General features: G+C 62.8%; 13 protein-coding genes. 10 read left to right on the top strand and 3 right to left on the bottom strand.

The window, feature by feature from the left end:
* Positions 1-53: 53 nt before the first annotated feature.
* From RS897_RS07970 to RS897_RS07945, 6 genes are all read left to right on the top strand, one after another.
* Positions 54-1,205 carry an ABC transporter substrate-binding protein gene (locus tag RS897_RS07970; RefSeq protein WP_407654453.1) on the top strand — a complete coding sequence of 384 codons (1,152 nt, stop codon included), beginning with the start codon at positions 54-56 and terminating at the stop codon, positions 1,203-1,205.
* Positions 1,206-1,353: 148 nt separating this feature from the next.
* Entirely contained in the window at positions 1,354-2,226 is an 873-nt protein-coding gene (locus RS897_RS07965; protein ID WP_315836039.1) for a branched-chain amino acid ABC transporter permease, read from the top strand.
* Positions 2,223-3,263 (top strand): branched-chain amino acid ABC transporter permease, encoded by a 1,041-nt coding sequence (locus RS897_RS07960; RefSeq protein WP_315836038.1) that lies wholly within the window; start codon positions 2,223-2,225, stop codon positions 3,261-3,263. The genes RS897_RS07965 and RS897_RS07960 overlap by 4 nt, the downstream gene beginning before the upstream one ends.
* Positions 3,263-4,048, top strand: a complete 786-nt coding sequence (locus RS897_RS07955; RefSeq protein ID WP_315838556.1) for an ABC transporter ATP-binding protein — start codon at positions 3,263-3,265, stop codon at positions 4,046-4,048. The genes RS897_RS07960 and RS897_RS07955 overlap by 1 nt, the downstream gene beginning before the upstream one ends.
* Positions 4,041-4,745, top strand: a complete 705-nt coding sequence (locus tag RS897_RS07950) for an ABC transporter ATP-binding protein (protein WP_315836037.1) — start codon at positions 4,041-4,043, stop codon at positions 4,743-4,745. The genes RS897_RS07955 and RS897_RS07950 overlap by 8 nt, the downstream gene beginning before the upstream one ends.
* A 24-nt stretch (positions 4,746-4,769) precedes the next feature.
* The gene (locus RS897_RS07945) at positions 4,770-5,108 is read left to right on the top strand and encodes a Rieske (2Fe-2S) protein (RefSeq protein WP_315836036.1); all 339 of its coding nucleotides are present in this window, start codon (positions 4,770-4,772) and stop codon (positions 5,106-5,108) included.
* 4 nt (positions 5,109-5,112) lie between these two features.
* Here the strand turns inward: RS897_RS07945 and RS897_RS07940 are convergent, their stop codons facing one another.
* The gene (locus tag RS897_RS07940) at positions 5,113-6,207 is read right to left on the bottom strand and encodes an NAD(P)-dependent oxidoreductase (protein WP_315836035.1); all 1,095 of its coding nucleotides are present in this window, start codon (positions 6,205-6,207) and stop codon (positions 5,113-5,115) included.
* A 14-nt stretch (positions 6,208-6,221) separates the two neighbouring features.
* On the opposite strand from RS897_RS07940, the gene RS897_RS07935 reads away from it, so the two are divergent.
* Both RS897_RS07935 and RS897_RS07930 read left to right on the top strand, forming a co-directional pair.
* A complete protein-coding gene (locus tag RS897_RS07935) occupies positions 6,222-6,788 on the top strand; it encodes a thiamine pyrophosphate-binding protein (RefSeq protein WP_315836034.1) in 567 nt (188 codons plus the stop codon).
* Positions 6,788-7,381: a thiamine pyrophosphate-dependent enzyme gene (locus RS897_RS07930; protein WP_315836033.1), complete on the top strand. Its 594-nt coding sequence runs from the start codon at positions 6,788-6,790 to the stop codon at positions 7,379-7,381. The genes RS897_RS07935 and RS897_RS07930 overlap by 1 nt, the downstream gene beginning before the upstream one ends.
* 6 nt (positions 7,382-7,387) lie before the next feature.
* On the opposite strand, the gene RS897_RS07925 is transcribed toward RS897_RS07930, so the two are convergent.
* Positions 7,388-8,359: a LysR family transcriptional regulator gene (locus tag RS897_RS07925; protein WP_315836032.1), complete on the bottom strand. Its 972-nt coding sequence runs from the start codon at positions 8,357-8,359 to the stop codon at positions 7,388-7,390.
* Positions 8,360-8,434: 75 nt separating this feature from the next.
* Positions 8,435-8,788 carry a hypothetical protein gene (locus tag RS897_RS07920; RefSeq protein WP_315836031.1) on the bottom strand — a complete coding sequence of 118 codons (354 nt, stop codon included), beginning with the start codon at positions 8,786-8,788 and terminating at the stop codon, positions 8,435-8,437.
* Positions 8,789-8,880: 92 nt separating this feature from the next.
* On the opposite strand from RS897_RS07920, the gene RS897_RS07915 reads away from it, so the two are divergent.
* Together RS897_RS07915 and RS897_RS07910 are read left to right on the top strand one after the other, a co-directional pair.
* Positions 8,881-9,324, top strand: a complete 444-nt coding sequence (locus RS897_RS07915) for a MarR family winged helix-turn-helix transcriptional regulator (RefSeq protein WP_315836030.1) — start codon at positions 8,881-8,883, stop codon at positions 9,322-9,324.
* A 49-nt stretch (positions 9,325-9,373) separates the two neighbouring features.
* Positions 9,374-10,933, top strand: a complete 1,560-nt coding sequence (locus tag RS897_RS07910) for a linalool dehydratase/isomerase domain-containing protein (RefSeq protein WP_315836029.1) — start codon at positions 9,374-9,376, stop codon at positions 10,931-10,933.
* Positions 10,934-10,991: the final 58 nt, after the last annotated feature.

Below are 10,991 nucleotides of genomic sequence, written 5' to 3'. Positions count from 1 at the left end.
CGACGGGGTTTGGACTACGCAACGATCAACAGCGTATCAGATTGGAGAACCATATGACCGCGTTCAAGTCTCTTCCGGCGATCGCGCTGGCGCTCGCCATGCTCGATGGCACAGCCTCGGCACAAACCATCAAGATCGGCGTCAACGAGCCGCTGACCGGCGCCTTTGCCGCATCCGGCACCTACGTCGTCAACGGCGCAAAGATTGCAGCCGATGAGATCAACGCCAAGGGCGGCTTGCTCGGCCAGAAGCTCGAGCTTGTGATCGAGGACAACAAGAGCAACCCGACCGAGGCAGCCGCGGTTGCGGAAAAGCTGATCACCCGCGACAAGACCCCGGTGATGATGGGCGCCTGGGGGTCGAGCCTCACGCTCGCGGTGATGCCCAAGCTCGTTGATTATGAGACGCCGATGGTGGTCGAGACGTCGTCCTCGGGCAAGATCACCACATCCGGCAATCCCTTTATCTTCCGCATCTCGCCGCCGTCGTCGGTGGAGGCGGCGGCGTTCGCCCCGCTGGTGGGCAAGATCGGGCTCAAGAAGGTCGACTTCCTGGTCATCAACAATGACTGGGGCCGCGGCGCCGCCGAAGACTTCGGCAAGATGCTGAAGGACAAGGGCGTCACCGTCGGTCTGATCGAAACCATGGATCAGTCGGCACAGGACATGAGCGCGCAGCTCTCCAAGTTCAAGAGCTCCGACGCCGACACGCTGATGATCACGACCGCAGTGGACCAGCTCACTCTGATCTTCAAGCAGGCGGCCGCACTTGGGCTGAAGAAACGCATCATCACCACCGGCGGCTCGCAGAATCCCGACCAGATCATCGAGCAGGCGGGCGCAGCCGCCAACGGCACCATGCACCTGACGACCTTCCTGCCCTGGTTCCCGGAGAAAACCCCGAATCCGGAAGCGACCGCTTACTTCATTTCCGAGTGGAAGAAGCGCGGCTTCCAGTTCGCCGGTGTGACGGAAAGTTTCCGTGGCTATGACGGCATTCGCACCGCGGCCGCCGCAATCCAGAAAGCCGGCAAGGCCGAGCCCGCGGCGATCAAGGCGGCGCTGTGGAACATCGACGTCAAGGGCCTCAACGGCGACATCATCTTCAAGAAGTCGGGGCCGGCCGGCCAGGAGAGCGGCCAGAGCCAGCCGAACGTCTACATGATCGAAATCAACGACGGCAAGATCTCGCTGTCGTCGCTGTAACTGACCGTCCTTCGCGTCATTCCGGACGCCGCGTAGCGGCGATCCGGAATCTCGATGGAGCGACCGGTAAGGACCGAGATTCCGGGTCCATCGCTGTCGCGATGCCCCGGAATGCCGAGCAATAGAATCTCTCAACAAACGAGCGGCCATGAGCGAATTCCTGCAGCATCTGGTCAACACCCTGGTCCTCGGCGGCACCTACGCGCTGCTGGGGATCGGGCTGACGCTGATCTTCGGCATCATGAATGTGGTGAATTTCACCCATGGCGTGCTCTACACCTTCGGCGCCTACATGATGTTCCTGATCACCCAGCAACTCGGGGTGAATTTCTTTCTCGCGCTGCCGCTGGCCGTGGTTGCCGGCTGGCTGCTCGGTGCGCTGATCGAACTGACGCTGCTGCGGCCGCTGCGCGGCTCCGACATCGACACCACCATGCTGGTGATGATCGGCGCCTGGATCGCGATGCAGTCCGGTGCGCTGTGGACCTGGGGCGGGGTCGCGAAATCGGTGGCGACGCCGTTTCCGGAAGAGCCGTTGGTGCTCGGCCCGGTGTCGGTGTCGTGGCTGCGGCTGTTCGTGCTCGGCGCCGCGGCCTGCCTGATTATCGCCTCGTATCTGCTGATCAATCGCACCAAGCTCGGCCGCGCCATGCGCGCCACCTTTCAGGACCACGACACCGCGGCGCTGATGGGCGTTAATGTCAATCTGATCTACACCTCGACCTTCGCCATCGGATCGAGCCTGGCGGCGTCGGCGGGCGCGCTGCTCGGGCCGGTGTATGTGATCTTCCCGCAGATGGGCGATCTCGCCGCCGCCAAGTCGTTTGCCATCGTCATTCTCGGCGGCCTCGGCAACATCACGGGCGCGGTAATCGGTGGCTTCACACTGGCGTTGGCGGAAGAGCTTGGCGCCGGTTACGTGTCGTCGGGTTATCGCGATGCGATGGGTTTTCTGATCATCATCGCGGTGCTGCTGTTCAAGCCGACCGGATTGTTCGCCAGGACGGAGCGCGTCGGATGAACCGGTTGACAGGCTTCCTCGTCGGTCTGCTCGCTTTCGCCTCGGTGCCGCTCTGGCTGCATGATCCGTATCTGCTCAACGCGCTGATCACCACCGGCATCTTCATCATTGCCGCCATGAGCCTCAATTTGCTGCTTGGCTTTACCGGGCAACTGAGCCTGGGCCATGTAGCGTTTTTCGGCATCGGCGCCTATGTCAGCGCGCTGACGTCGTTGGGCTTCGATATCGGTTTGCCGGGCGGTTTCCGCATCGTGCACGAGCCGTGGCCGGCGGTCGCGGGTTTCGTATTAGCGATCGCGATCGCGTCGCTGTGTGGTTATCTGGTCGGGCGGCTATCGTTCCGTGTGCGTGGCGCTTATTTTGTGATCGTATCGATCTCGTTCGCCGAAGTGGTGCGGCTGGTGGCGCTAAACTGGGTGGAGTTGACCCAGGGGCCGCTGGCGCTGACCAGCATTCCCTCGTTCACCCTGGCGCTGCCGGCGTTCGGCAGCCTGACCCTGCGCACCAAGCTGCAGAACTATTATGCGGTGCTGGCGGTGGGGGCCGCCACCTATGTCCTGATCTCCCAGCTGGTCCATTCGCCGTTCGGCCGCGCAATGCGGGCGCTGAAGGAGAACGAGACGCTCGCGGTGTCCGTCGGCATTAATGTGACGCGCACACTGACGCTTGCCGCCGTCGTCTCCGCCGGCATCGCGGGGGCGGCCGGCAGTCTTTATGCCCATTACATCCGCATCATCGATCCGGACGTGTTCATGTTTCTCAACACCGTCACCATGGTGATCATGGTGATCAGCGGCGGCAAGGGATCGCTGGCGGGGCCGATTGTCGGTGGCCTGATCTTCGGGCTGCTGCCGGTGGCATTGCGGCCGATCATGGCGCCGGAAGCACAATGGATCGCCTATGGCGTGGTGCTGATCGTGATCCTGTTCGTGCTGCCGCGCGGCATCGTGCCCTCGCTCGCTGGACATTGGCGCCGTTTCCGGCGGGCGAAACCAGCAGTCGGTTTTGTCGAACGCAATGTCGAGGAGCGGGCATGATGACAGCGAGTTCCGCACCGGTTCTGGCGATCGAGCATGTCGGCGTCCAGTTCGGCGGCCTGGTGGCACTGTCCGATCTCAATTTCAGCGTCGGCGAAGGCGAGATCGTCAGCCTGATTGGCCCCAACGGCGCCGGCAAGACCACCGCCTTCAACGTGATGACGGGCTTCCTCGCCCCGAGCAAAGGCGAGGTGCGTTACCGCGGCGTGCCGTTGAGCGGATTAAAGTCGCATCAGATCGCCGACCTCGGCCTGATCCGGACGTTCCAGCGCACCAGCGTGTTCCCCGGCGACACCGTGTTCGATAATGTGCTGATTGGCCTGCATCGGCAAAACAAAGTGCGACTGCCGGCTTCGGTGCTAGGCCTGCCGCGGGCGCGCGCATCCGAGCGGGCGTTGCGCGCGCGGGCAGCCGAGATCATCGACTGGGTCGGGCTTGCCGCGCGCAGCGACGATATCGCAGGCTCACTGTCCTATGGCGAGCAACGGCTGGTCGGCGTTGCGCTGGCGCTGGCGGCCGAGCCGTCGATGCTGTTGCTGGATGAGCCGGTGTCCGGCATGAATGCCTCGGAAACCCACACCTTCGTGCAACTGATCCGCTCGATCAGAGACCGCGGCGTCACCATCTTGCTGGTCGAGCACGATATGCCGATGGTGATGAGTGTGTCGGATCGCATTGTGGTGCTGAACTACGGCCGCATCATCGCCGAGGGCGTGCCCGAGACGATCCGCGCCAATCCCGATGTCATCGAAGCCTATCTCGGCAAGGGGGCACGCCATGCTTGAAATCCGCGACATGGTGTGTGGCTATGGCCAGGTCACGGCGCTGAAAGGCGTGTCGCTCACGGTTGCCGCCGGACAACTGGTGGCGCTGATCGGCGCCAATGGCGCCGGCAAGAGCACGACCTTGCGTGCGATCTCGGGGCTCGTACCGCCGCGCGCCGGCACCCTGCTGTTCGACGGCGAAGACATCACCCATGCCGGTCCACAGCGGGTGCTCAAACGCGGTATCGCCCACTGTCCGGAAGGCCGGCGGGTGTTTCCGCACATGAGTGTGGAGGAAAATCTCGAAATGGGCGCCTATCTGCGCTCGGATGGCGCTGCGGTCGCAACCGATATGGCTCGCATTTATGGCGAGTTTCCGCGGCTGGCCGAGCGGCGCCGGCAAGTCGCCGGCACACTGTCGGGCGGCGAGCAGCAGATGCTGGCGATCGGCCGCGCCTTGATGTCGCGTCCGCGGCTGGTCTTGTTTGACGAGCCGTCACTGGGGCTCGCGCCCAATATCGTCGAACAGACCTTCGCCATCATCCGCGCCATCCGCGATGCCGGCACCACCGTGCTGCTGGTGGAGCAGAACGCCTTCGCCGCGCTCGAGATGTGCGACCATGCCTATCTGCTGGAATCCGGACGAGTGGTGTTGTCCGGTCCTGGTGCGGACCTGATCGAGAACGAGCATGTGCGCCGTGCGTATCTCGGCGGATAGGCCTGGCGCGGTGGCCGGCCAGTGATGGCGGACGAATGGATTGCAATTTGTGAGTCCGAGCGCCTGGTTGAGCGCTCGATCATTCCCGCTCGTGTCGATGGCATCGAGCTCATCGTGTTGCGCGATGCCTCGGAGATCTACGCCTTCGAGCGCGCCTGCCCCCATGAGCAGGCCGATCTTTGCCGGGGAGATGTCCGGGATGGCCGGTTGTTCTGCCCGCGTCATCGCGCGTCGTTCGACCTGCGCGACGGCCAGATCTCGCCGGGATGGCCGAGCAGGGATCTGCGCCGCTACCCCGTGCGAATTGCTGACGGACAGGTCTGGGTTTATGTGAAGGCGATGAGCTTCGACAAAGCACCGTAGCGGCTTATGTCTTCGGCAACCGTGGCTTCTTGATGCCAGCGAGGTCGCATAGCACATCGACCATGGCCGAGAAATCCTTCGCGCCGAAACCGCGCGCCCGTGCGGTGCTGAAAGCCTCCCGCGCGGCTGCGGCCATCGGCATCGGCGCCTTCGCGGCGTTGGCGGAATCAATGATCAGCGTCAGATCCTTGTGGGCGAGATCGATGGTGAAGCCGGGCTCGGTGTCGTCGACCAGCACCTTGGTCGGCCATGCGATCTTGAGCTGGCCGTTGACCGCGGTGGTGCCATAGAGCACGTCGAGAGTGCGCTCGAGATTGAGCCCGAAGCGCTGCGACAGCGCCAGCGCTTCGGCATTCATCTGGCAGGACGACACCGCGAGGAAATTGTTCACCAGTTTGGTCCGGGTGCCGGTGCCGACATCGCCGCAATGGTAGATGGTGTTTCCCATCGCCTCGAGCAGCGGCTTGACACGCTCGAAATCCGCGACTGATCCGCCGACCATAAATAGCGACTCCCCGCGGTCGGCGTGGCTAGCGAGCCGACCCACCGGGGCGTCGACAAAACGCAGTCCTTTGGCGGCGGCATCCTTGGCCAGCCGGTCGGTGGTGTCCGGATCGATGGTGCTCATGTCCAGGATCAGCGAGCCAGGCTTGGCGTTGGCGATGATGCCGTCGACACGGCCGATGACATCGGCCACCACGGCCGAGTTCGGCAGCATGGTGACGATGATGTCGGAGGCCTTCGTCACCTCGGCGACCGTCGGCGCGCTGGCGGCCTGCAGCAGCTCGAGTTCGGCAACGGCCTCGGGGTTGATGTCGTTGACGGTGAGGCGAAAGCCCTTGCGGCACAGGTTGGATGCCATCGGCCGTCCCATGCGACCCAATCCGATAAAGCCGACTTTTTCCATGTGCTTCCATTCCCTGAATTGTTGTTCGTTTTCAGTTTCTTGCTGTCGTGCAGCAACCTGGGCAAGACGCCTGTGCCGGTGAGCATACGCGCGCAGCGGATTGCAGCCTATAAAAGAACGGCATGACAGCTTGAAACAGATGTGAAGGTCAGGTGCCCGAATTGATGCGATAGCTAAACCAACGACAAGCAAATCACGAGGTTGCCATGGATGGTGTCGCTGAGAAGACCGGCCCGCAGAGCGACGGGGCCGCGGGACCCGACTGGCCGCTCCAGATCTACCGGACCCTGAAACAATATGATGTCGCGCAAGTCTGCTATGTGCCGGATGCCGGCCATTCGCGGCTGATCACGCTGTCCCACGACGATCCGGCTGTGACGGCCACGGTGTTGACCACCGAGGAAGAGGGCGTCGCGCTCTGCGCGGGGGCCTGGCTCGGTGGCAGCCGTTCCGTACTGCTGATGCAGTCGAGCGGGGTCGGCAACTGCGTCAACATGTTCTCGCTGATGAACTCCTGCAGGTTTCCATTCCTCACTCTGGTGACCATGCGCGGTGAATGGGCCGAGTTCAATCCCTGGCAGATTCCGATGGGGCAGGCGACGCCGGGCGCGTTCGAGCTGATGGGCGTCACCGTGCTGCGGATCAATCATCCGGAGGAAGCCGAGGAGGTGGTGTCGGCGGCAGCGTCGCTGGCCTTTGACGGCGACCAGCAGGTGGCCGTCCTCATCTCCCAACGCATGATTGGCCGCAAGAAATGGCTGGAGCAGAAGTGATGTCAGCGACATTTGGAACAATGCATCGTCGTGATGCGGTCAAGGCGTTGCTGGCCGACCGCGGGGATTTGCTGGTGGTGGCCGGACTCGGCTCCTCGACCTACGACCTGTTCGCGGCCGGAGAGCATGACGCCAATTTCTATCTCTGGGGCGCGATGGGCGGCGCGGCGATGATCGGACTGGGCCTGGCCCAGGCGCAGCCGAAGCGGCCGGTGCTGGTGCTGACCGGCGATGGCGAGCAATTGATGGGCCTCGGCGCCCTGTTCACGGTCGGCGTCAGTCGGCCGCTCAATCTGACCATTGCGGTGCTCGATAACGGTCATTTCGGTGAAACCGGCATGCAGCTCAGCCATTCCGGGCGCGGTGCGCGTCTTGGCACGGTGGCCGAGGGCGCAGGCTTTACGTCGGTCACCGACGTCGCTGATCTCGCCGGCATCGAGTCCTATCGCGGCAAGCTGCAGAGTGTGAGCGAAGGACCGCGCTTCCTGCGCATCTCGATCGCACCGGGTAATCCGCCCCGCGTGCTGCCGCCGCGCGATGGTGCGTTTGTCAAGAACCGGTTCCGCCAGCACCTCGGGTTTCAGGTCACTTAACTCAAGTCACTTGGCTTGCGACCGCTTGCCTCGTGCAACGCTACGCTCGGTTTGTGCCGCCAGACGAATATTCCAGAGCCCGTCGTCGGCGAGGCTCTGGATCTCCTTGCGGATCAGGCTCGAAATGCTGGCAGTCGCGATCGACGGCGGACGGTCGGCCGGCGCCGCCAGGATCAGTTCGCGGCTGAGAGTCGGCTTGACGATATCAGCGATTTCGAGGCGGCCCTGCGCAACTTCGGTGCGAACCGCCGACTGCGGCAGCACGGTGAACCCGAGCCCTTCCTCGACAAAACTGGTCAGCACACGAAACGAGTCGGCTTCGACCGAGACGTTGAGAGACAGCGACTTGCGGGCGGCGGCTTTCTCGATCAGCACACGAAGTCCGTGCGAGTTGCTCGGCAGCACCAGCTTTTGCGCGGCCAGCCAGCCGATGTCGACCTGCTTGCGCTGGGCCAGCCCGCAACCGTGAGGGCCGACCGCGACCAAGTCGTCACGCCCCAGCGTTTGCACCGAGAGATGCAGATCGGTGGATGGCCCGTAGATGATGGCGAGATCCATTTCGCCACGGTGCAGCCATTCCACCAGATGCCCGCCATAGCTTTCGACGATCCGCAGTGAAATGTCGGGAAACCGCTCGACAATGCGGCGGGCGAAGCCGGCAGACAGCACGCAACTGACTGTGGGCACCAGCCCGAGCACCACATTCCCCGATGGGGTCCCCTTGATCGATTGCAGGTCGTCGCGCACCTGCTCGATCTGCCTGACGACACCGCTGGTGCGATCGAGCAGCATCTGGCCGGCACTGGTGAGGATCATGCCGCGGCCGTTGCGGGTGAACAGTTCTACCCGCAATTCGTGCTCAAGCAGCTTGATGTGCCGACTCAGTGCCGGCTGGGCGACGCGCAGGCGGTCGGAGGCCTTGCTGAGACTGCCCAGTTCGGCGACCGACCGGAATGTTCGGAGCTGGCGTAAGTCCATCGGTGGGGTTTGCTTTTTCTGCAACTCGGACCCCACAGATATAACAGCATGGCATTCCCTGCCAATGCCCTGAGATCAGACGTAACGCGCCACCACCATGCACACCACGGTGAGGGCCAACAGTCCTCCCGCGATCCGCTGCGCCACCGCAGGTTGTTTGCGATGCAGCGCGCCTTGCACGCCCGCGGCGGCGATGGCCGCAAGTGTACCGGCTGCCAGCACCTTCTCTCCCAGTCCGAAATTGCCGGCGTGCAGCAGGTGCCACATGCCGACACCCGTCAGCACCGCGACAACCGCGGCACCCATCTGAGGGCGAAACAGCGCGTCGCTGCCGGCGCCGCCGGAGCGCGCCAAGGTGAAGGTCGATCCGGCCCAGAATATGCCGCTCAGGGCATGCAGTGCGATCAGGATGATGACTCCAGTGATCATGGTGGGGGTGTCCTTTCGAATGGAAGGGAAGATCCGCTTGCGTGAAATACATAGACATCTAACTGTTAGATGTCTATGTATCTGGCATGATAATGAAGCCGGGTCGCAAACCGATCGGACTGCTGCTGGTGCAGACGGCGAAGTCCGTCGCGCGCAGCTTTGAGGATACGCTGAACGAGAAGGGCGGATCGCGTCCGGTCTGGCTGATCCTGCTGGCGTTGATGGACGGCGAGCATCGCACCCAGGCCGATCTTGCCGCCGCCATCGGCGTGCAGGGGCCGACCCTGACCCATCATCTCACCAGCATGGAACGCGATGGGCTGCTGACGCGAACACGCCAGCCGGAAAACAGGCGGGTGCAGGTGGTGGAGCTGACGGCGAAAGGGCGGGCGCTGTTTTTGCGGCTGCGCCAGGCGGTGATGAGTTTCGACACGCAGTTGAACGGCAAGTTCAGCGACGCCGAGATGGACCAATTGCGTGATTTGCTGGGACGGCTGGGCGCGAGCGACACTGTCGGCTTCGGGCCGGGAGTTTGACCGGCGAATGTGAAGGCGGTGCCGCAGAGCACCCGAGGGAGAGCGCGCCATGACTGCTAGCACCATGACGGCCTATGATGCCGACGGACTCGATGCTCTGCAGCTTGGACATCTCCGCCACTTCGCCAATCTGGCAAACCAGCCGCCCAATCAGTGGGAGCTGATGAACGGCAAGGGCTACGGCCAGGAGGATTTTGGCGGCTATCGTTTTCAGCTTGCCTATATGGCCTACGCGCTCGCATTGACCCACCGCCATCGCCTGCCCGCGGCACCCGGCGTGTTCAAGCCGGTGTTCGAGAAGCTGATGGAGAAGATGCTGCTGCCGGAAGTGTGGATGTACTGGCGCGACGTCAGCCGTGGCGGCAGCGTTTTTAATGCGCACTTGGCCGGAAACTACCGCGAGGAATGGAATCCGGTGGTGCGTGATAACATCATGTACAGCGCCTACGTGCAGTCCATGGCGCTGATGTACAATTATCTGTTCAAGGATGACCGTTATGCGCAGCCGGGCGCGCTGACGTTCAAGCACTGGTCGTTCTTCTGGGGTGGTGGCGAGAAGCGCTTTGAATACGACCAGAAGTCGCTGAATGACCACATCTACTGGCAGATGGTGGAGAGCGGATATCTCGGCGTCGCCTGCGAGCCGAACTGCGTGTTCCAGATTTGCAATCAGCCGGCGATCCTCGGCTTTCGCATGCACGATCTGGTCTATGGCGGCACCATGGCTGACGAGGTCACGCACAGCTACGAACAGGCGTGGGAAGACTTTGGCCGGGTCGGCGAGAATGGCCACTATCACATCATGATGTCGCAGGACACCAAGGCGGTCCGCGAGAACATCGGCAAATCGCCATGGGTCGATGCCTGGGCCGGTGCGCTGCTGAACATGTGGAATCGCGATTTCGTGCATGAACACTATCCGCGCCAGATCCGCGACCTGGTGAAGCCGGGCAAGGATGGCGCGCTGTCGATCAACACCAATCCGCGTCCGCTGGTGATGGGGCAGCAGATCGTCAATGACGACTGCGACTTTGGCTGGGTCGCGGCCTGGGTCTCCGAGATGGGAGATGCGGAGACATTGCGTGGTCTGTTAACCCATGCCGATCGCCACATGGCCCCGCGCTGGCGTGACGGTGGCCTCTATTATCCGCGCAACGACATGTTCGAAGATGCCGCCGGCAACCGCACTTTGATGGAGCCGATGTCCGGCAACGTGCTGCTCGGTTATGCGCGTCTCAACATCCCGGATGGGCTCTGGCACTTCTACAACGCGCCATGGGATGCCGCGCACTTTGAGGCCCCGGCGTTGCTGCGGGTCGCGCCTGATGTCGACGTTAGCAAAGCGGTGTTCGATCCGGCGACGAACCGGCTGGAGTTTTCCTTGCAGCAGATCGAGGGCGGCACGCCCGATGGCGCCGTCCTGCTTGGCAACATCTGGTCGCGCGGCCCCTGGGAACTGCGCTGCGATGGTCAGGTGATCGCCCGCGACAGCGGCGATGCGCTCAGTGTGACCGGTTCGGTCGAGGTGCGCGCGGACGATGACGGCGTCGTCATGAGATGTCCCGACACAAAGCCGCATGCCTTTTCAATGACCTTCGCCGGACCGTAAGTCATTGGAAGGACGTTTTAACCCACATTTTGGGAATATAATTAGTCTAATAATATTA

This window comes from Bradyrhizobium prioriisuperbiae, assembly GCF_032397745.1.
Classification (GTDB): domain Bacteria; phylum Pseudomonadota; class Alphaproteobacteria; order Rhizobiales; family Xanthobacteraceae; genus Bradyrhizobium_A; species Bradyrhizobium_A prioriisuperbiae.
Note: the sequence above shows the minus strand (reverse complement) of the source record. Positions and strands in the feature narration are given on the sequence as shown.

What these genes read in the sequence shown, in the direction of transcription:
- RS897_RS07970 (WP_407654453.1), top strand. Translation starts at nt 54, where the DNA reads ATGACCGCGTTCAAGTCTCTTCCGGCGATCGCGCTGGCGCTCGCCATG.
- RS897_RS07965 (WP_315836039.1), top strand. Translation starts at nt 1,354, where the DNA reads ATGAGCGAATTCCTGCAGCATCTGGTCAACACCCTGGTCCTCGGCGGC.
- RS897_RS07960 (WP_315836038.1), top strand. Translation starts at nt 2,223, where the DNA reads ATGAACCGGTTGACAGGCTTCCTCGTCGGTCTGCTCGCTTTCGCCTCG.
- RS897_RS07955 (WP_315838556.1), top strand. Translation starts at nt 3,263, where the DNA reads ATGACAGCGAGTTCCGCACCGGTTCTGGCGATCGAGCATGTCGGCGTC.
- RS897_RS07950 (WP_315836037.1), top strand. Translation starts at nt 4,041, where the DNA reads ATGCTTGAAATCCGCGACATGGTGTGTGGCTATGGCCAGGTCACGGCG.
- RS897_RS07945 (WP_315836036.1), top strand. Translation starts at nt 4,770, where the DNA reads ATGGCGGACGAATGGATTGCAATTTGTGAGTCCGAGCGCCTGGTTGAG.
- RS897_RS07935 (WP_315836034.1), top strand. Translation starts at nt 6,222, where the DNA reads ATGGATGGTGTCGCTGAGAAGACCGGCCCGCAGAGCGACGGGGCCGCG.
- RS897_RS07930 (WP_315836033.1), top strand. Translation starts at nt 6,788, where the DNA reads ATGTCAGCGACATTTGGAACAATGCATCGTCGTGATGCGGTCAAGGCG.
- RS897_RS07925 (WP_315836032.1), bottom strand. Translation starts at nt 8,359, where the DNA reads ATGGACTTACGCCAGCTCCGAACATTCCGGTCGGTCGCCGAACTGGGC.
- RS897_RS07920 (WP_315836031.1), bottom strand. Translation starts at nt 8,788, where the DNA reads ATGATCACTGGAGTCATCATCCTGATCGCACTGCATGCCCTGAGCGGC.
- RS897_RS07915 (WP_315836030.1), top strand. Translation starts at nt 8,881, where the DNA reads ATGAAGCCGGGTCGCAAACCGATCGGACTGCTGCTGGTGCAGACGGCG.
- RS897_RS07910 (WP_315836029.1), top strand. Translation starts at nt 9,374, where the DNA reads ATGACTGCTAGCACCATGACGGCCTATGATGCCGACGGACTCGATGCT.